18 protein-coding genes and 2 pseudogenes are annotated in these 20,897 nt (G+C 39.9%); 3 read left to right on the top strand and 17 right to left on the bottom strand.

Annotated elements, in window-relative coordinates:
* Positions 1-35: 35 nt before the first annotated feature.
* Both J7E81_RS09685 and J7E81_RS09680 read right to left on the bottom strand, forming a co-directional pair.
* Complete coding sequence (locus tag J7E81_RS09685; RefSeq protein ID WP_215042277.1) at positions 36-1,514, bottom strand: aldehyde dehydrogenase; 1,479 nt, start codon at positions 1,512-1,514, stop codon at positions 36-38.
* Positions 1,515-2,545: 1,031 nt separating this feature from the next.
* Positions 2,546-2,728, bottom strand: a complete 183-nt coding sequence (locus J7E81_RS09680; protein WP_215041952.1) for a hypothetical protein — start codon at positions 2,726-2,728, stop codon at positions 2,546-2,548.
* A gap of 722 nt (positions 2,729-3,450) precedes the next feature.
* On the opposite strand from J7E81_RS09680, the pseudogene J7E81_RS09675 reads away from it, so the two are divergent.
* Both J7E81_RS09675 and J7E81_RS09670 read left to right on the top strand, forming a co-directional pair.
* A pseudogene (locus J7E81_RS09675) lies at positions 3,451-3,633 on the top strand (GntT/GntP/DsdX family permease); the annotation flags it as partial.
* 103 nt (positions 3,634-3,736) lie between these two features.
* Complete coding sequence (locus tag J7E81_RS09670; RefSeq protein ID WP_215041951.1) at positions 3,737-4,702, top strand: 3-hydroxyacyl-CoA dehydrogenase family protein; 966 nt, start codon at positions 3,737-3,739, stop codon at positions 4,700-4,702.
* 808 nt (positions 4,703-5,510) lie between these two features.
* On the opposite strand, the gene J7E81_RS09665 is transcribed toward J7E81_RS09670, so the two are convergent.
* The 15 genes and pseudogenes from J7E81_RS09665 to J7E81_RS09595 all read right to left on the bottom strand — a co-directional run bounded on the left by J7E81_RS09665 (position 5,511) and on the right by J7E81_RS09595 (position 19,896).
* A complete protein-coding gene (locus J7E81_RS09665; protein ID WP_215041950.1) occupies positions 5,511-6,998 on the bottom strand; it encodes an amino acid permease in 1,488 nt (495 codons plus the stop codon).
* Between the two features lie 165 nt (positions 6,999-7,163).
* Positions 7,164-7,442, bottom strand: coding sequence for a YokU family protein (locus J7E81_RS09660; RefSeq protein WP_215041949.1), 279 nt, complete (start codon positions 7,440-7,442; stop codon positions 7,164-7,166).
* 2 nt (positions 7,443-7,444) lie between these two features.
* Entirely contained in the window at positions 7,445-8,854 is a 1,410-nt protein-coding gene (gene kamA / locus J7E81_RS09655) for a lysine 2,3-aminomutase (RefSeq protein WP_215041948.1), read from the bottom strand.
* A gap of 58 nt (positions 8,855-8,912) precedes the next feature.
* Positions 8,913-9,392 carry a GNAT family N-acetyltransferase gene (locus J7E81_RS09650; protein ID WP_215041946.1) on the bottom strand — a complete coding sequence of 160 codons (480 nt, stop codon included), beginning with the start codon at positions 9,390-9,392 and terminating at the stop codon, positions 8,913-8,915.
* The gene (locus J7E81_RS09645; RefSeq protein ID WP_215041944.1) at positions 9,380-10,900 is read right to left on the bottom strand and encodes a M81 family metallopeptidase; all 1,521 of its coding nucleotides are present in this window, start codon (positions 10,898-10,900) and stop codon (positions 9,380-9,382) included. Before J7E81_RS09645 ends, J7E81_RS09650 begins: the two co-directional genes overlap by 13 nt.
* A 66-nt stretch (positions 10,901-10,966) precedes the next feature.
* Positions 10,967-12,427, bottom strand: coding sequence for an aldehyde dehydrogenase family protein (locus J7E81_RS09640; protein ID WP_215041943.1), 1,461 nt, complete (start codon positions 12,425-12,427; stop codon positions 10,967-10,969).
* Positions 12,428-12,466: 39 nt separating this feature from the next.
* Positions 12,467-13,762, bottom strand: coding sequence for an aspartate aminotransferase family protein (locus J7E81_RS09635; RefSeq protein ID WP_215041941.1), 1,296 nt, complete (start codon positions 13,760-13,762; stop codon positions 12,467-12,469).
* Positions 13,746-15,131: an aspartate aminotransferase family protein gene (locus tag J7E81_RS09630; RefSeq protein ID WP_215041940.1), complete on the bottom strand. Its 1,386-nt coding sequence runs from the start codon at positions 15,129-15,131 to the stop codon at positions 13,746-13,748. Before J7E81_RS09630 ends, J7E81_RS09635 begins: the two co-directional genes overlap by 17 nt.
* Positions 15,119-16,309, bottom strand: a complete 1,191-nt coding sequence (locus J7E81_RS09625) for a thiolase family protein (protein WP_215041938.1) — start codon at positions 16,307-16,309, stop codon at positions 15,119-15,121. Before J7E81_RS09625 ends, J7E81_RS09630 begins: the two co-directional genes overlap by 13 nt.
* Positions 16,309-16,971, bottom strand: coding sequence for a 3-oxoacid CoA-transferase subunit B (locus J7E81_RS09620; protein ID WP_215041936.1), 663 nt, complete (start codon positions 16,969-16,971; stop codon positions 16,309-16,311). The genes J7E81_RS09625 and J7E81_RS09620 overlap by 1 nt, the downstream gene beginning before the upstream one ends.
* A gap of 1 nt (position 16,972) precedes the next feature.
* The gene (locus tag J7E81_RS09615) at positions 16,973-17,629 is read right to left on the bottom strand and encodes a CoA transferase subunit A (RefSeq protein ID WP_215041935.1); all 657 of its coding nucleotides are present in this window, start codon (positions 17,627-17,629) and stop codon (positions 16,973-16,975) included.
* 187 nt (positions 17,630-17,816) lie between these two features.
* On the bottom strand, positions 17,817-18,146 hold the full coding sequence (locus J7E81_RS09610; RefSeq protein ID WP_098528250.1) for a DUF3870 domain-containing protein: 330 nt from the start codon (positions 18,144-18,146) through the stop codon (positions 17,817-17,819).
* 144 nt (positions 18,147-18,290) lie between these two features.
* Positions 18,291-18,466, bottom strand: a pseudogene (locus J7E81_RS09605) (pyridoxal 5'-phosphate synthase lyase subunit PdxS); the annotation flags it as partial.
* Positions 18,467-18,929: 463 nt separating this feature from the next.
* On the bottom strand, positions 18,930-19,226 hold the full coding sequence (locus J7E81_RS09600) for a putative quinol monooxygenase (protein WP_215041933.1): 297 nt from the start codon (positions 19,224-19,226) through the stop codon (positions 18,930-18,932).
* A gap of 31 nt (positions 19,227-19,257) precedes the next feature.
* Entirely contained in the window at positions 19,258-19,896 is a 639-nt protein-coding gene (locus J7E81_RS09595; protein ID WP_215042276.1) for a nitroreductase family protein, read from the bottom strand.
* Positions 19,897-20,124: 228 nt separating this feature from the next.
* Here J7E81_RS09595 and J7E81_RS09590 point away from each other — a divergent pair, with 228 nt between their 5' ends.
* The gene (locus tag J7E81_RS09590) at positions 20,125-20,787 is read left to right on the top strand and encodes a TetR/AcrR family transcriptional regulator (protein WP_215041932.1); all 663 of its coding nucleotides are present in this window, start codon (positions 20,125-20,127) and stop codon (positions 20,785-20,787) included.
* Positions 20,788-20,897 lie beyond the last annotated feature (110 nt).

The raw sequence follows: 20,897 nt of genomic DNA, 5'->3' as shown, positions 1-20,897 counted from the left end.
AAACCGTGCAACATATCTATGTTAAAAAATAAAAATTAAAGTTTAACACAAATATTAGTTATTTCAGTGTAGAATTCCCAACTGTGACTACCGCCAACACGACCTAGTCCACTGTCTTTCGTACCTCCGAATGGAGTTCTAAGATCACGTACAAACCAGCAGTTGATGTAAGATAAACCTGATACAATTTTTTGGGCTACACGGTGTGCACGACGAATATCGTTAGTCCAGATTGTGTTACTTAAGCCCATCCGAGTATCGTTTGCTGCCGAAATCACTTCTTCTTCTGAGTCAAATGGAATAACTGTAACAACCGGTCCAAAGATTTCTTCACGAACACAACGAGATCTGTCATCTAGACCAGTAATGATGGTTGGTTCAATGAAATATCCTTTATCCAAACCATCAGGGCGCTTACCGCCTGTAACGAAAGTACCGCCTTCTTCTTCAGCAATTTTCAGGTAGCTCATTACTTTATCATAGTGTACTTTGGCGACTAATGCGCCTTGATCATTGCTCATATCAAATGGATCGCCAACTTTTAATTCTCTTGTTTTAGATGCAAATTTTTCTACGAATTCATCAAAAATTTGGCGTTCAACATAGATTCTTGAACCGCAGACACAAACTTCCCCTTGATTTGTAAAACTTGATCTAATGGTTGTTGCCACTACTTCATCAATATCCACATCTGCAAATATAATGTTAGGGTTTTTACCGCCTAATTCGAAAGAAAGCTTTTTTAGTGAAGGTGCAGCTTCTTCCATGATTTTAGCACCTGTAGATACTTGCCCGATAAAACCAATACCTGCAATGTCAGGGTGTTTGTTGATTGCACTTCCAGCACCAGGTCCAAAACCGTGAACCAAGTTTACAACTCCATCCGGAACACCAGCTTCTTTAAGAATTTCCATTAATCTTGTTGCAGTCATTGGGGTTAGTTCAGATGGCTTAATCACTACTGTACATCCTGCAGCCAAAGCTGGAGCTAATTTCCATGTTAATAAGAATAAGGGAAGATTCCATGGCTGGATTAATCCTACTACTCCAATCGGGCGGCGATATCCGTAGTTAAGCGCATTGTGAGTTTCATCTTGGTATGCCTCTGTTCCTATAGAAATCATGTAATCAGCAAAAAAATGGAAGTTTGCTGCTGCACGAGGAGCATCAACATGACGTGAGAATTTAAGGTGCTTACCAGTATCTAATGATTCTAATTGTGCAATTTCTTCTTGTCTTGCTTCAAGAATGTCACCAACTTTGCGGATAATTCTTGAACGTTCATTTACAGTCATTTTTCCCCATGGGCCTTCTTCAAAAGCACGTTTAGCAGCTTTAACAGCTAAATCAATATCTGCCGAGCTTCCTTCTGCAACAGTACCATAAACTTCCTCAGTTACAGGGTTCACGTTATAAAACGTTTTTTCCTCTACAGATTCAACAAATTTACCGTCGATATAATGTAAACAATCAAATGGTTTTACGATAGGTTCAACTACTGTTTTAGTTTCGATTTGCACCATACATAATTCCTCTCCTTGGTTTTGATTTAAATATTTTCTAAATATAGCTTTAAATAGCTGGTCTGATTCCTTCTTGTCGAGACTATCAAATGTACGAAAACTAGCATCGAACCCGGGCACCTCAACCAAATGTAAATGCATCCAAAAGTTAACCCAACGTGCTACGGTAATCAGCGTCTAATGTATTTTTCAGACAATAACAATATTTTAAAACGTAAATATTTAAATATATTGAATATTACCTTTATTAATTTAATTTTAAATCTTTTGACCATGTACTTCTAATCGAAATTATCTTTCTTATAGCGCCCGAATTCAAGATTTTATTTATATATAAACACAATGAATATGCTGTTAATAATATAGTAAACAATTGTTTCTTAGAGTTACATTTCGAAAAAATGGGATTAAACATACCATTCAATTTAAATTTTGTATCAATCCGTTTTGCAGGTGGTTCGGAAAGCGACAAACACGATCAAACCAAATTGGGTGAGAAAGTTTATATACAAGGCTATAGCTTAAATCTTAAATTTCTATGAATGAATCAGATTAAATGATATTTTTTCTCTAACGCTAAGAAGAAGAAATAATTTTAGTTCCGCCTGTTTGCCACAAAAGGAACATTTATTTTTTGTTTGGGCAGACATTTTTTTTACATGTGGAACAGGGAGTAATTCCAATCCTTTTGTGAGATGTTCTTTACAAACCATTACCATAATGAATGCTCCTTTCTAATTAGACTCTACTCGAGCAAAATAAGTAAATAGGTTGGTACTCCCCCCGCCTGATGAAACAGTGTTTTAATCCTACCTGGGAAATTCTTTAATTTGACTTGGTATAGGGTAGGCAAAACCCGTATTTCATCCGGCGAGGCGACAGGATTCACTTTAGATTACAACCTGTCTGTTAATTTGCTAGCACTCTTAAAGAGTTACTTTGACACAGGGATTCAACCTTAGCCACCAGTTACCTATCGGCTACCGAGCACCATCTAGATAACGTTTTCATCTTTGGATAGATCACCAATAAAGTAGTCTGTTTATCGCCCAGTTTATCGGGCCACTTCCTCGGTGACTTTCTTCGTACGTTCCGGATTTGGTTCCTGTAACCAATACAGTCGCACCAGCTTGTTGAAAATAGATGACAACCGCCTTCCCAATTCCTTGTGAAGAACCTGTTACAACGGATACTCTTCCTTCCAAAAAATAGGCTTGTAATTAACTCGACATGCTATAATCTCCTCTTTTCCTTGTAATCTCTTTTTTGGTTTATAATGAAAAAGGTCTGTATCCTTTTTGTCTTACAACTATTAAATGCACAAAAACTAGCATTGATCCCGAATACCTCAGCCAAATGTAATCGTATCCGAAACTTAACACAGTGTGCTATGGTCTAAAATTGCAATTAAAATATATCAGAATATTATATTTATTATTTTAATTTTAAATCTTTACCCCTTGTAATTCTAATCGAAATAATCTTTCTTCTAGAGCTAAAATTCAAGATTTTATTAATATATAAACACAATGAATACTTTAGTAAGGGCAAATTCACAAGAGAAATTTTGTTGCTGTTTGTACCTTCTTGTTTTCTCCTCCTAATATGGCTCTGATTTTCTAAATAAGAATTATTAAACAATACAATAATATTTTCTCCTTCTAGATCCCCTCATTGACTTACAACTATAAAAAATATTTTAAAAAAACCGCCTTTTTACAAATTATTTTCTATTAGATATTTCAATCGCTTTTTATTACACTATAAACATTCAGAAAATTTCAATATATATAAAATATTTATTTTCTAAATGTTTAAGACAAGGGGATCCTATAAGTTAATGGAAGATTTAGGGGTTATATAAAAAGGGGGCAAAATGAAAATGCCATTATTAATGGTGGCACTTGGGATTATTCTATTAATTATTTTGGTCCTTCCAATGTCATATCCTGAGGCAAACTTAGCACTTGTTGCTCTTGCTACTGGAGCGGGAACAGCTTTTGCTTCACACGTAAATGATCCTGGCTTCTAGATGGTAAAAGAATTTTTTGGCTTATCAATGAAAGAAACTTTTGCAACATATACGATTCTTTCATCAGTATCACAATGAAGCTACACTATAAAAATAAATAGCAAGATGCTACCTATTTTTAATAGACTTTCTATTCTAATTATGAAAAATGAAGAAATATAATACGAAATGGGGTTTTTAAATGAAGATCATTACAGTACTTGGAGCAGGTATTATGGGTCATGGCATTGCTCAATTACTTGCACAAGCAGGATATATTGTACGTATTCAAGCTAGACGCGAGACATCATTGGAAACAGCAAAAAAAATGATTACGAACAGCTTGAAAATCATGGTAGATAAAGGAATGCTGTCACAAGAAAAAATGGATCAGACTTTGGATAATATTAAATACACAACAGATTTACTTGAAGCGATCCAGGATACCGATTTTATCCTAGAATCTATTCCAGAAGTGCTTGAGACAAAATTAGATACTTACCAGATTATTGAAAGTATTGTCTCTGAAAAAACGATTATTGCATCTAATACATCTACTTTCCCTTTAAAAGAATTAACACAAAGAGCAAAACATCCGGGGAGATTTATCATTACACACTACTTTAACCCTCCACAACTTGTACCAATTGTAGAAATTGCTAAATTTGAGAAGACAGATGAAAATATCGTAAAAGTAACTTATGACCTAATGAAAGAAATCGGTAAAACTCCAGTAGTACTGAAAAAAGAGATTACCGGCTTTATCGTTAACCGCATACAAGTAGCCTTTCTACGGGAATGCTTCAACTTAATTGAATTGGGAGTATGTACGGCAGAAGATATTGATATCGCTGTAAGAGGAAGCATGGGCTTTAAATGGGCTTTTTGCGGACCAATGGAAAGTCAGGATTTAGCAGGTCTGCAAACAACACAAGCTATGGTATACAACATCGAGCAGGATTTATCAAATACAAGAGAAGTTCCTAAATTCTTAAAAGAAATGGTCGAAAAAGGTGAACATGGTATTCGTTCAAATAAAGGTTTCTATGAATACGATGATAATGGGACAAAAGCAATTTATACACGTGATGATAATTTCCTAGATCTTCTCAAATTAATTCAAGACAAAGAAGCAAAGAAGGAAAAAACAGCATCTGCAGTTAAATAAGCAATGTGACAGTTTAAAAATAGTGAGAAAGAAGTTGGTTTAGCCGGCTTCTTATTTTTGCTCCGTACCCCGTCTCCGATTCTGGATAGAAAAGGCTTTTGTTGATTAACTTAGATTTACGTTCGGACCCAAGAAACACTTATTTTAAGTTCAACTCTCCTGTTACTTGAAGAAGAAAAAGGCTACTGAAGAAATATTTCCTTCAAAGGCGAATTCCCTTCTTAGTTCAAAAGCTATTTATTGTTTAGCGCTTTTCTCTGACCCCCTTTTATATATTGTTTGAGGCCCTCAAGAATTGTTCTTAAGGGCTATTTTTTTCTCCATGTTGTATGCTCACTTAGAATATAATGTATATATAAAAGTAATAATGCAATTTTACAATGTAATCAGAAATAACAACAATCATATAATATATGAAATTAATAACATATACGTCGAAATATATATATAATAAATTCTTTGAGAAGATTAATATTCCAGTCAATCTATTACAAGGAATATTATCTCTTCGCAAAGAAAAAGTCTCGTGAATTCTTTTCGAGACTTTTTTGATCTATTATGAATGGTAATATTTTTATAGACACACTCAGTTTGGAAGACTGTCGAGGACACCAGTGGTCACTTCAGCTTCATAATTTTGTGTAACATCAAGGGATATCGGCAGTCTCTTGATTGTTTTTTAGATCGTTTTCCCTCAACCTTTACTCTCCCCTTCCTGAATAGAAGTTTCTATTTTAAATACCGCCTAAAATAAATCCAGGCCTATAATTAGGTGCGGAGTGAAACGAATAGCGCTTCTCTATTAGGACTACTTCTCTTCAAAAGAACATTCCTTTAGTGGAACGATCTTCGTTTTATGAATTAATTTATACCCGAGCCATACAGCTATAAAGATCGGTAAACCAATATAAGACACGGCTACTCCATACCAATCAATCTCACTAGTTATAAAAGCTTGATAATTTTGGCCTAAAACAACAAAGACACAAATGCCAAAAGCGAGAATCGGACCGAATGGGAACCATTTGGCTCTAAATTTCAAATCATTTATGTCCTTGCCCTGGGCGATATATGCTTTTCTAAAACGATAGTGGCTGACAGCAATTCCAATCCATGCAATAAATCCAGTTAAACCGGACGCATTTAATAACCATGTATACACTTGATCTCCAAAAATGGAACTTAAAAAGGCCAAGCCTCCGATAATGGTGGTTGTGACAAGGGCATTCATCGGAATCCCGCGATTATTTACTCTTTGTAAAAATTTAGGGGCCTGTCCGTCCTTTGCCATCGACCAAAGCATTCGAGTCGATGCATATAAACCAGAAGTCCCTGCCGATAAGACCGATGTCAAAATAACTGTATTCATTACGGATGCCGCAAAGGCAATGCCCACTTTCTCAAATACAAGGGTAAAAGGGCTGACAGCGATATTGTCGACATCTCTGCCCAACAGATTAGGACTTGTATAAGGAATTATAAGGCCAATGACAGCAATGGCGATAATATAGAACAGAAGAATACGCCAAAATACTTGTCGAATCGCCTTTGGTACATTTTTCTCCGGCTCTTCACTTTCTCCTGCAGCAATCCCGACAAGTTCCGTTCCCTGAAAAGAAAAACCTGCGATGAAAAAAATACTTAAAATGGATAAAAGACCGCCATGAACCGGAGCATCGCCTAAAGTAAAGTTTTTGAACCCGATAAACTGCCCGCCTAGAATACCGAAAATGGTAAGCAAACCTACTCCAATGAAAACAATGATTGTTACTACTTTTATCAAGGAGAACCAATACTCGGATTCCCCGTAACTTTTAACCGACAACGCATTCAATAAAAAGATTAATCCTAAAAAAAGTGCACTCCATAGGATGCTCGGTACATCTGGAAACCAAAACTTCATTATAATAGCGGATGCCACTATTTCAACCGCAAGTGTAACGGTCCAGTTAAACCAATAGTTCCATCCAAGCGCAAAACCAAATGCCGGATCAACAAAACGGCTGGCATATGTTGAAAAAGATCCCGAAACCGGTATTAACGTAGCCATTTCTCCGAGACTAGTCATCAAAAAGTAAACCATGATGCCAATAGCACCATACGCAATTAGCGCGCCACCTGGTCCAGCCGTTTGAATGGACGCCCCTGTTGCTAAAAATAACCCTGTCCCGATTGACCCTCCAATAGCAATCATCGTCAGGTGACGTGCCTTTAAATTGCGTTTTATTTGCTTCTCGCCCTCAATATTATTTCGATCTTTCTGATTTTTATCTGTATAACTTTTGATTGCTTCCATGTCTTGTCTCCCTTCCATTTTGAACACTAAGAATCTATCTAACTATAAGAGTCTATTATTGCAGATTGTTTGGACAATTTATCCCTCCTTGGAGATAGCAGGGATAAATTATCCATAAGAAAGTTCAGTACTGGTGTTATCGAAAAACGGGAGACGGCTCGCTATTTATTTGGAAAAATCAAAGTAGTTTCGCTTCAATAAGCGCGGAGCAGCCATTAAGGTTTCATACTTCATACTTTTTTCTAGTAGGGAAGAATCAATCAAATATAGCTGATCCTCGATTTCTTTTACCGTAGTATCTGTTTGATAGTTCATTCCACATTCCAGGCAGAGAATGGACGGTGTACACAGAATTTCAATTACTTTTGTTCCATCGGGAAGTTCCCAATATACTGTGTTGCTCGATTCATGTAATGTTTCGGATTCGCACCATTGACAAATCAACATTATTCCTCCTTTGCTCCCACCGTCTCGTACTTGCTCATTTGCGCCTGGAACTTTTTCTCTTTTAACTCGTCCCGTTTATCCCTTTTATCCTTTAAAGAGCTATGCTCAGGATTTTCCCGGTACGTTTTACGGCGGTCTAAACGTTTTAAACCTTCTGGGGTCAAGTTAAATTTGGTATCATCAATAAGAGACAGAACACCATTGCTTTCAAACTTTTCAAATACTTCAGGATAAACCTTTTTATAATAATCTTCTGCACTGCCTGCCACATAGTTTACTGGTTCAGGGTAAGAGGTAATGACACCTTCAAAGTTACGTAATACGACTTTATTGGAGCTTTGAGAAATAATGTAGTTCGGCTGCAATGGAATTTTACCGCCTCCGCCAGGGGCATCTACGATAAATGTCGGAACGGCATAACCCGATGTATGGCCGCGGAGTCCTTCCATGATTTCCAATCCTTTACTAATTGGAGCACGGAAATGGCCAATCCCCTCCGATAAATCGCATTGGTAAATGTAATATGGGCGAACACGAATTTTAACAAGATCATGCATAAGCTGTTTCATGATTGGAACACTGTCATTGATCCCTGCTAAAATAACCGCCTGGTTACCGACCGGAACACCAGCGTTTGCAAGCATTTCACAAGCGCGCTTCGATTCTTCTGTAATTTCTATGGATGTATTGAAATGTGTATTTAGCCAAACTGGATGATATTTTTTCAAGATATTACAAAGATTTTCGGTAATTCGCTGCGGGAACACGACAGGTGCCCTTGTACCGATGCGAATAATTTCAACATGCGGAACCTCACGTAAATTTTTTAAAATATATTCTAAAATATTGTCATTAATAAGGAGACCGTCTCCTCCGGAAATTAACACATCTCTGATTTGCGGATTGGAGGCAATATAATTTATCGCCGTGTCTAACTGTTTCTTTGGCACGCCCATTCCAATTTGTCCGGAAAAACGTCTTCTGGTACAGTAACGGCAGTACATGGAACATTGATTTGTTACCAAGAATAGCACACGGTCAGGATAACGATGGGTTAACCCTGGTACTGGTGAATCCTCATCTTCGTGAAGGGGATCTTCTAAATCATATTTTGTTTTATGCATTTCCTGAGAAATCGGCACAGACTGCATCCTAACCGGACATCTTGGATCATCCTGATCCATAAGTGATGCATAATATGGCGTAATATTTAACGGAATTGTTTTCGTTGAGATTTTAACGCCTTCTTCTTCCTCTGGTGTTAAGTTAACAACTTTCTTTAAATCTTCTAAATTTTTGATTGTATTGGTCAGCTGCCAAACCCAATCGTTCCATTGCTCATCAGTTACATCCTTCCAAAGCTCGATTTCTTTCCAATGCCTTTTCGGTTTGAATAAAGTGTTTCTCATTAGTAACTCCCCCTAAAATGGTTGATTTTTTATGACCCCGTAATGAACTTTTTGTTTATTAAGAAATGGAGTATTCCATATAGTAGCGATTTTCGCCTTCTCCAAATTCATCGAATCTCGTCTCTTTTATAGCAAATCCCATTTTTTCATAAAGCTTAACAGCTGACTTATTTTCAACGTTGACCGTTAAGCATACTTTTTGAAATCCATCTTGCTTCAAAATCGGATAAGTCTCCTGTAAAAATAATTTCCCTATGCCTTTTCCTTGCTGATCAGAGCGAACATAGAATCCAAAAATATAGGCTTTATGAATATCGTGGTAAGCTCTCATCACTTCGCAAATCGCAATCGGTCTTGGATCACTTTCCTGCCGGTACTGAATGAGTTTCCCATAACGTGTTAGCGGGACAAGTGTTTGTTCATCTACTGCTCCAAATCCCGGAAATGCATCTTTCTCTAGCTCCATCATCATTGTCAGCTGATCCGGCTTTAATGCAGCTGGAACTTCGATATAATAGGTTTTTTTCATGGTTTCCATCGTTCTTCCCCCCTCCGTTCTACTTCATATTCGACAACATCCAGCGGCCAAATTGGCTTGGGAATGTTTTGATACGTAAATGTTAATAAACAATTGGAAGCAACACCGGGCGCATCCACATAAATGATCCGGCCGACAATTGGTTCAAATGCTGCACGAAAATGATTTTTAGCCTTGAGCGCGAGAATTTTCTTGGTCGATGGCTCAAGCCCGATATGACGAAACATCGCCGGATCATTCGCTGACATCGGCCTGCCAATCAGAAGGATATCCATCTGACCAACACGGATGTGTGCCGCTCCCTTTAAATCAACTTTTAAATGCTGGTTGAAGGGGCCTGTATTTTGAAATATTCCGTCTGATAGAGCCATTACCGTTGCTTCCACTTGAACGGGTTCCCCAAATTCAGGAGACACTTTCCCACCAAGGGACAACCATACCTTTTTTTCTACTCCCGCTTTACGACAAAGCTCGATCGATTTGGGATCGTAGAGCCCTCCGAACAATGTGTCCGGAATATCGAGCATCAACATTTCCCGAAGCAGCTCTGTTGTATCGCCGCTCCCGCAGCTTAAAGGATTATCTGATATGTCTGCAAGAACGACCGGACGATCGTCTTCCATGGATAGTGCCAATTCCAGCCCTTCCTTTACACTGGGTAAATCGATTATAAATTCCTCTTTGACACTCCAGAACAAGGAAGCCATCCTTTTGGCTGTCTCTTCTCCTTTTTTCGGATCAAGCGAAATAACTAGTACACTTGCACCGACCATGGGGATGTCCGAATAAGGAAAGCCGCCAAATATGGAAACATTCTCAATTCCTGCTTCCTGTTCGGCAAGTTTTGCCCACTCGATCATTTTGTGCATCGGCCCTTCTGAAGTTCTCATATTGATAGAAGGGGGCATCATTGGCAATTTTTCAAAAGTAGCATAATAATTTACCCCTTCCTTTAATTGCTTCATTAAAGCCTTTGCTGCATGAATGCCTTGGTCATACATATCAACATGGGGATAGGTTTTAAAGCCAAAATGTAGTGGTGTGTAATGAATCATTTTTCCACTTAAATTGGCATGCATATCTAGTGTTGTAGCAATCGGAACCCGCGGTCCAAGAATCTCCCGAATTTTACCCAGTAAATGCTCTTCAGGATCAAAGAGATCTTCCACAACCATTGCTCCATGCAATGCCAGCAATAAACCGTCAAGCCTTCCCGCCTGTTGGATGGACTCGAGCATTTGTTTTTCGATGATCGAGTACGCTTCGTTTGATACGACCCCGGAAGGAATCGCAGCCGCACACACTAGCGGTACAATTTCTACATCCTCTTCTTGTTCCAAAACATTCAAAAATCCGCCCACTTCCGTTTTCGTGCCCGTATATGCATCATAAATTTCATCGCCAATAAAGTAGCCTTCATGGCGAAACTGTTCGATTTCAGTCTTTATTGGGCAGAAACTGTGGGATTCATGGTAAAAGAATGCGATACCGATACGATGTTCTTTCATATTCTCCCCCCTTGGATATATGAAGTTTAATATAGTGCCCCTGACCTTCCCGGTCCGTTTTAAAAATTAATAATTTGTATAAATCGACTTCCACTCTGTCATGACATCAAATACATGATGGGATACTTCACGGTGACCGTTTCCTGACATTTTCATTCCTCCAAATGCCACGCCCATTTCAGCATTGGATGTACCGTTATTAATATAGACAAGTCCGCTGACCACTTCCTTTGCAGCACGGTTTGCAAAGTGGAGACTTTGTGTATAAATAGAAGTCGACAACCCATAAATGGTCCCGTTATTTACCTTTATGGCTTCCTCATATGAATCAACTTCAATGATGGCAAGAACAGGGCCAAAGATTTCTTCCTGTGCAATGGTATCCTCCGGTTTTACATTTTCAATGATGGTGGGTTTATAATAAAAGCCTCCCAATTCATTGACACGCTGGCCGCCCAATACAATTTTCCCGCCTTCTTCAATCGCTTTTTTCACATATTGTTCAACTGTATGAAGCTGGTCTTCATTTACGAGTGGGCCCACTTGTATCCCTTCTTCAAGACCATTTCCTATTTTCATAGACTTTGTTAAATCTACTACTTTTTGTAAAAGCAATTCCTTTACCGGACGCTCCACGATTACTCTGCTTGCCGCTGTACAGCGCTGGCCAGTTGTCGTAAACGCCGATTTTACGATTCCGTCTGCCGCTTTTTCCAAGTCGGCATCCTTCAAGACAATCACGGCGTTTTTTCCCCCAAGCTCCAATGAAATACGTTTTAACGTTTTACTGCTCATTTCACTCAGCTGTTGTCCAACTTCAGTTGAACCCGTAAACGAAATGACTTTCACATCCGGATGCTCTGCAAGTCTTTGTCCCACAATTCTTCCTGAACCTGTAATTAAGTTAACAACCCCGGCAGGAAATCCAGCTTCATCCAAGACTTCCACAAAAATCTTTGCCGATAAGGCAACCTCTGAAGCAGGCTTCCATACGACGGTATTCCCAGCAATCAGGGCTGAAAAGATTTTGTAGGAAGCAAGCGCAACCGGGAAATTCCAAGGCGTAATGCACGCTACAATTCCAAGAGGTTCACGAACCATTGTTACGTTGCGGTCTGGGAAACCTGCCGGGACTATTTCTCCAAAGAGGCGTCGTCCCTCACCGGCCATGTATTGAGCAGTTGCGATGACGACTCCTGCTTCGCCTAAAGATTCCGACAGGACTTTGCCCATCTCCATTGTCATGACACGAGCAAGTTCGTCCTTTCTCTTTTCAAACAATTGAGCTGCTTTCATTAAATATGCCGCTCGTTCTGGAATGGGGGTGTCCTTCCAATTTAAGTAGATTTTATTTGCTATTTCGACAGCATCATCCACTTGTTCTGGTGTAGCAGCCGCACATATGCCAACAAGTTCACCTGTTGCAGGATTTAAACTATTAAAATACGATTGATCGGGCGCAGTTACCCACTCTCCATTTATATAAAGATCTCCCTGAAGAAGATCTGTTTTGATTTGGCTAGACATAAGCTTGACCTCCTTTAGTGTTATTCCGCAGAAATGAAATTAGTCTCCTGAAATGCTTTCAGTGATCACATCTTCTAAAATCGTTAATCCTATGTTCAGCACATCTTCTTCAATATTAAGTGGCAGCATTAGTCGGATGGTTTGTCCGCTTACACCGCAGTTCATAATAAGCAAACCATTTTCCAGTGCTTTTGATTTAATTTTAGGTACATAGTAAGGAGCAGATTGCAAATCGAATTCAATGCCGATCATCATACCGACTCCACGGACTTCAACAATACCTGGTAAATGACCGATCGAGCTTTGAAGCCTGCGTACAATTTTCGCACCTAGTTTTGCACTGCGTTCGACTAACTTTTCTTCCTCAATAACCTCGATGTTTGCCAATGCCGCTGCACAAGAAACCGGATTCCCACCAAATGTCGAACCGTGACCTGCCGTCGGCCATTTTTCATGCAGCTCGCGGCTTGCCACAATGGCACCAAGAGGCATTCCGCCAGAAAGGGCTTTTGCAAGTACCAAGATATCCGGAGTGACATTCGCATGCTCTGCCGCGAACATTTTACCGGTCCGGCCAAATCCTGTTTGTACTTCATCAAAGATAAGCAAAATGCCATGTTCCTCGGTCATCTTTCTTAACGCCTGCAAGAAACTTGGCGGTGCTGGATAATAGCCGCCTTCCCCCATTACCGGTTCAATGATGATTGCAGCTACTCGTGAAGGGTCGACACGTAAATCAAACAATTTCTGAAGCTGATTCAAGCAATATTCTTCCACTTCTTCTTCTCTAATGTTTTTCAACTGGCTGGGATACGGATATGGTACATGGTACACTTCGCCTAAAATCGGTTCATAATAACGGCGGTATTTAGAGCTTGAGGCCGTAATGGCTGTTGCTCCTAATGTGCGGCCATGAAACGATCCTTCAAAAGCAATAATCGCGGGTCTTTCTGTTGCGGCTTTTGCCAGTTTAAGAGCCCCGTCAATTGCTTCCGCTCCAGAATTGGAGAAAAAGACGGTGTCTAAATTTCCAGGAGTGATATGAGCAAGCTTTTCTGCCAAATTTGCCGCCGTTTCATAATAACCATAGTTCAATCCCAGATGTATCAAGGCTTCTGCCTGCTTCTGAATCGCCTCAACCATTTTTTTGTTCGTATGCCCGACAGCGTTGACGGCGACTCCTGAAACGAAATCAATATATTCCTTTCCGTCCATCGTCCAAAATTTGGCGCCATGCGCTTTTTCTATGACAAGCTCGGTCACCCTTGTCATAACCGGTGATAAATGTTTTTTTGCTTTTTCTTGGATTTCTGCTGTTTTATTTTGTAATTTCATAGAGTTCATCCTTTCTTAATTGAAGCTTGAATATGGTGAATGATTCATCTAGAATTCTTACAATCTCATCCATTTCTGTTTTGGTAACATTTAAAGGAGGGCTGATGATAAGGTGTTCCCCCTTTGTGCCGTCAATCGAACCGGAACCGGGGTAAAAAACCGCACCGAGATCCATGGCAATTCCATTCAATCTTTCAGCCGCTTTTTCTGCTGGATCGAACAATAGATCCTGTTCACGATCCTTCACAAGCTCGATCCCCATTAAAAGCCCTCTACCGCGCACATCAGAGACAAAAGCGTGTTTTTGCTTCAACTCCAAAAGCCGGTTGAAAAGGTAAGCACCTTGTTTTTTGACGTTTTCTAGCACCATATCCTGCTTATATACGTCCAATGCAGCTAGGCCGGCTGCAACCGCTACGGGATGCCCGCTATATGTGTAACCGTGAATGAATTTCCCGTCGCTGTTTTCAATGAGCCCTTCGATTACCCGATCATGAACAATCATTCCGGCAAGGGGGGCATATCCCGCTGATACCCCTTTTCCAAAAGTAATCATATCCGGAACGATCCCTATCTGTTCTGTCGCAAAGTTGGTGCCGGTACGACCAAATCCAGTCATCACTTCATCGATAATTAAAAGAATTTGATAACGGTCACACAGCTCCCGAACTTTTTTAAAATACCCGAGCGGCGGCGGTACAGCTCCTTGCTGGCTTCCAACAATTGGTTCGGCTATAAACGCCGAAACGTTCTCTGGCCCAAGCTCTAAAATCGTCCTTTCAATATCCTTTACACACGTCCAGTTTTGTTTCGAAAGACAATCTTCTTTTTGACGATCATAGGGACAACGATGGCAGTAGGGAGAATAGACATGGGCATAGTTTAAAAGATTAGGTGTATAGGCGTGTCTGCGTTTGACATCCCCTCCTGCTGATAAAGAACCAATCGTGTTACCGTGGTACGACTGCCATCTCCCTATGACAATATGTTTTTGATGTCTGCCGGCATCCCGATGATATTGCCTTGCCAGCTTCAGAGCACTTTCATTTGCTTCGGAACCACCGGTTGTAAAATATACTTTATTTAAATCGTCCGGTGCCATTTGGCCGATTGTTTCGGCCAGCTGATGGAGCGCTTTTGTCTCGAAACGGATGGTATGGACGAAAGCTGCTTTTTTTGCTTGTTCCGCCATGGCGTCTCCGATGGATGATATTCCATGGCCCAGGTTGGCTGCTACTGCTCCCGAGCAGGCATCCAAATATTTTTTCCCGCTTTCATCGAAAAGATAGGAGCCTGCACCATGGGTAATGATTGGATAATCCTTTTTTAAATCACGATGAAACACGTAGTCTTTTTTTATTCCATCCATCTTTCCACCACCATAGCCATTCCTAATCCTCCTGCGACACAAATCGTTGCAAGGCCAAATTGCCGCTTTTGTTTTTCAAGCTCATGACACAATGTAGTGACGATCCTTGCACCGGAACATCCAAGTGGATGCCCTAAGGCAATCGCCCCACCATTAACATTGACGTTGTCTCCTTTTATGCCCCATTCTCGTAAACAGGCAAGACTTTGCGCAGCGAATGCCTCATTTAATTCAATTAAATCGATATCTTCCAAACGGAGCCCCGCCTTTTTCAATGCCATTTGGGATGCCGGCACAGGACCGAGTCCCATTTCTTTCGGCGATACACCCGCTGCAGCAAAAGAACGAATCCTTGCCATCGGGACAACTCCTAGTTGTTTCGCCTTTTCTTCCGACATCAACAGCAGCATTGAGCTACCATCATTTCTTCCGGATGAGTTACCGGCTGTTACCGTTCCATCCATTTGAAACACAGGCCTTAATGTTCCAAGTGTTTCAATTTCCGTTAATCTAGGGTGCTCATCTGTCGCAAAATTTCTGATCCCTGTTTTTCCTTCCTTTACCGGAACAGGAATAATTTCTTCTTCAAAACGACCCATTTCAATGGCGCGTTTCGCTTTCTGCTGGCTTATATAAGCAAATTCGTCTTGTTCCTGGCGGCTAATGTTATATTTTTCAGCCAGCCATTCTGCTGTTTGCCCCATCGTTAAACGGCCGTATATCTCCTCCGGCTGGGATTTTGGCTGACTTTCCGTATTGGAATCGTATAATGTGATATCTCCCATCTTTGGTCCAAATCGACTGCCAACCAAATAATGAGGAGATTGTGACATGCTTTCAACTCCCCCTGCTAGCACAACGCTCGCCTGTCCTGCCAAAATCGACATAGCTCCGTTTAAAACTGCCTGCATTCCCGAGCCGCATTGCCGATGGACCGTATAAGCAGGAAGCGATTCTGGAAAATGGGCCAATAGTGCAGCGACCCTTGCGATATTCGGAGCATGGGCACTCTGCTTTGTTTGCCCAACGATGACTTCATCGACAATATTTGCACCGTAACCGGAAGCAGAAAGGTTATTTTTCATAATCAGTGAAACCAGCTCTTCTGGACGAGTATTTACCAGTGACCCGCCAAAGCTTCCGATGGCAGTACGAAAGGCATTTACAATGACAACCACTACACGGTCACCTCTTTGCAGTTTTTAAATGACTCAGGAATGTGGAAAGGTGCATCCGTTTTCTGCTCCACTTCCCTAAGGGAAACCCCAGGGGACAGCTCGATCAAATGAAGACCATCTGCCGTTACAGTAAATACCGCCAAATCAGTAATAATTAAATCTACTATTCGTTCGGATGTTATTGGATAGGTTAATTCCTTGACGATTTTTGGTCCCCCCTCGGTATTTGAATGTTTTGTTGTGACAATCACAGTCTTGGAGCCCTCCAATAAATCCATTGCCCCGCCAACACCAAGAACACTTTTTCCTGGTACGGCCCAATTAGCGATCCGACCATTGGCATCGATTTGCAGTGCCCCAAGAATGGAGACACTTACATGCCCTCCGCGAATCATTGCAAAAGAGGAAGCGCTATCAAAAAACGATGCTCCTTCTAATACCGAAACGGGTAGTTTCCCGGCATTGACCAGATTTGGGTCCGTATGCTCCAGATCTGGAGAAGGACCTACTCCAAGAATTCCGTTTTCCGAATGTAAAAACACTTTGACATCTGATGGAATATAATCAGCTACCATCGTTGGAATCCCAATCCCCAAATTGACGATATCGCCAGGCTTTAATTCCTTCGCAGCCCTTGCAGCAATGTATTGTTTTGCATTCATGCTAGTTCCCTTCCTTTACGACGATATAATCCACGTATAAATGAGGAGTTACAATTTCTTCAGGAGAAATTTCCCCTTCCTCCACTATCTCGTCAACCTCTGCAATCACAACATTTGCAGCTGTTGCCATCATTGGATTAAAGTTTCTTGCTGATTGGTTGTAAATGAGATTTCCTAATTGATCAGCTTTTTTCGCTTTAATGAAGGCAAAATCGGCTTTAATTGGTTCCTGGAACACATATTTTTTACCGTTAAGGGCCCTCACTTCTTTGGTTTCAGCGATTTTTGTTCCAACACTGACTGGTGTATAAAACCCCCCGATACCGGCACCGCCCGCCCGGATAGCCTCAGACATCGTTCCCTGCGGGATAAGCTCTACCTCTAATTCTTGATCCTGATAGGCTTTCACAACTTCAGGATTAGAGGTAAAGTAGGAACCGATCGCCTTTTTCACTTGTTTTTGCCGTACTAAAACTCCCAGACCTCTCCCCGGCTCTCCAAGGTTATTACTAATAATCTCTAAGTCTTTCACGTTTCTTTGAGCCAAAGCTTCGATTAAACTGATCGGACATCCGACAAGTCCAAATCCTCCTACCATAATCCGTGAGCCGCTTTTAACCATTTTTACAGCTTCAGCGCATGTAATTAGCTTGCTCATCCTTTTCCCTACCTCCTCTTGGCTTTTTGTGTGTTTTAACGGTTTGGAAAAATAAAAAACCGGACAAAACATAAATCCTCCATAAAGAATGTGTTCTAAAGAACTTTCTTTACAAAGTGTTCATGTTTGCCCGGTTTTAATAAGACCATGGGAAGAGGTCATCTTCCCACTTTATTATAACCAAACGTTATGTATTCTTTTGCTTTATGTTATCCCAGTAACGTTGAACTGCCGCCTGAAGGGCCACAATGATCGCTTGCTGGGATGGAGCAAAATAAAAGCTTTGAATTCGTTCTATCAGCGGCTCAACACCGTCTCGAAGACAGTAACCAATCAGTAGTTTTTGAAAATAGTTTTTCGTTAGTTCTGTTACGAATGTAAATTCGGCGCCAATAATTTTATGCTCTTTCAGTTCCACTTCGAGTACAATTCCCGCATGCTTATACATTTCATACATGGAAGTTCCCTGTGGAGCCTTTGCATATCCTGTAACAATCACTGTTTCCAGTGTTTGCATGCCCCTAATCCTCCTTTCAAAAACCAACTGATCATATGTCTAACACGAGTATACGTGTCAGAAAAAACTATGTCAATAATAATATTCTAAATTTTCAAATAGATAAGAGCGCTTTCAATAAAAAAACGGCTTAAGACTATTTTTTCTTGCTACTCCACCAACCGCACGGATATCAGAAGGTACGCGCCCCAATGCCATTACAGCTACCGCTCCTGCTGGTTCTGCTATTTTTGCTTGTTCAGCATTCACACATCCATTATGACGCAGCCCTTTTGCATTTCAGCTATGCCGCTTTTTACACGATCCGTTTCAGTTTTCATAGTAATCCCACTTTGATGATTGTGAATTTTTTTAATTCATTTGTTTTGTTTTTTTATAATAGCATTGAATTTCGCCTGTCACCCCTCTCATATATGGATAATCTTGGACACTTATCCAAAATATTTTTTTCACTAAAAATATGCAATTACTGTGCCAATATTAAAAACACCTATTTATAAACAATATTAAAAACAATATGCAAAATTTATTGGCACTACGTTTCTTATTTTTGCGCAAAAACCGCAAAAATTTTATTACTAAAAAAATAGAAGTAAGTAAAAAAAATGAGATTCGCAGCCAGAACTTTGTGGCTTCGTCCCTCTCATACCACTCTTTATACCTTAAAATAAATGGAAATAATAATTCTTCTAGTTTGTCAATGCAAGGTACAGAAAAAAGAGGATGCCCTAAAAGTTATACTTTTTGGACACCCTCTCTATTTCTGATTATATTTGTTAGCATCTATAATTTTAATGGCTGCCCCTCAAATGCTTTAACCTCTAATGGTGCAGCCAAGAAATCTTTTGCTTTAGCTACGAACTTGGTGAAGTGATCGCTTGAATTGTGACTGGCAACAGCTTGCATATCCTGCCAAACCTCCACCATCATATATACATGTTCATTTTCTACATCTTTTTGAAGGCGATAAGAAATATTCCCGTTCTCTTCTCTTGAAGCGGAAATAAGCGGATGAATTTCCTCTAGAAACAGGTTCTCCTTCGCTGGGTTTATTTGGAATGTAGCATGAATGATAATCATTAAACCTCAATCCCCTCTTGTTTATATTTCATTACTTCCATTGTGCGACTTGGTCAATTGGGAGCCGTACAGATGGGTGCCCGTTATCAGCAGCTTTACCAATAGAGATCAACATAACCGGAATATAACGGTCCTTATCCAATCCAAAAGACTCAGCAATTTGGTCTTTTTCATATCCTCCAATTGGATTTGTATCATATCCATAAGCACGGGCAGCAAGCATTAACTGCATTGATACAAGACCGCCATCTACCAAAACAACCTCTTTCATCTCTTCGCGTGAAATGGTTTCAAAGTAGCTAGAAAAGGATGCCTGAATTCGCTCTTTTACCTCTAAAGGCATAAATCCCTTATCTACAGCTGCGCCGTAGATATCTTCGAACTTCTCAAAATTATTCAAATCACCAAATACCGCAATAACAGCTGATGATGTTTCAACCTGGGTCTGATTGAACCGAGCTAGAGGGGCAAGTTTTGCTTTTGCCTCAGAGCTTTCGATCACAAGAAAACGCCATGGCTGCATATTTACGGAAGAAGGAGCACGTGTTGCGAAGGTAAGAATTTCTGCCATCTCTTCGCGGCTAATTTTTACGGAGGGATCGTAATTTTTAATAGAACGGCGTTCTGTTACAATTTTATTAAAATCATTCTTTACTTGTGTTGTTGTCATGGTGGTCATTCTTATATTCTCCTCTTTTCCCATTGAGTATTTATTCTAATGTTAATAAAAAAATATTATCCATTTTAGACAAAAATGATATAAAGTGTCTAAAATGATGTCTACGTATAAACATACTCCACTTTCAGTTAGTTGTAAACTAGGAAGAATTGGATTATCAAAATCTTCATTAACTTAATTGGATTATGATATAATTTCTGGATAAAGGAAGTGGTAGCTTTGAGAAAAATCGCACCTGATGAAAGACAGATGATGAGAAAAATCCATGTAAAAAAATTGATCCCCCTCATTCGTACGCACGGATTTCTTTCCCTTACCATTCAAGATATCGCCGACACGATTAATTTGAGCCGGGCTTCCTTATATAACTATTTTTCTTCAAAGGAAGATATCATCATGGAGATGACGAATCTCTGTATTGATTATATAAATGAAGCGGGTCAAACTATTACGAACGAAGATTTATCGTATCCACTTCGTCTTCAAAAAGTGTTTGAACAGGCTGTTTTTTCAGCTGTATATGCTTCAGATATTTATTTACATGACTTAAAAAAAAGCTGCCCACCTCTTTATGAACAAAAGAGGCAATCAAGAAAAGAACAATTGTCCATTATTCATACTTTTTATCAAAATGGCATGAAATCAGAGGTGTTTAACGAATTAAATGCCTCAATCCTCATAATTCAGGATGAAACGGTACTAGGGAAATTAGTTAATACCTCCTTCTTAATAGAAGAGGATTTGTCCTTGAAACAGGCTCTATTCGATTACTATGTGGCGAAGAAAACCCAGGTCCTTACGCCTGCATACCTGCAAAACACGGGAGATGAGGATGTCCATGCCATGGTAGAGTCCATCCTGAAAAAACTAGCCGCCATTTAACTACAAAAAAAGCTGTCATTTGTAAGACAGCTTTTTTCAGTGCTATATGAATTTAAGTATTTGATGTAATTTTTTATATAAAGATATTACAAGTAAGCAGGGAATTCGGC

Origin of the sequence: Bacillus sp. ISL-18 (assembly GCF_018613415.1) — a bacterium.
GTDB lineage: Bacteria > Bacillota > Bacilli > Bacillales > Cytobacillaceae > Neobacillus.
Note: the sequence above shows the minus strand (reverse complement) of the source record. Positions and strands in the feature narration are given on the sequence as shown.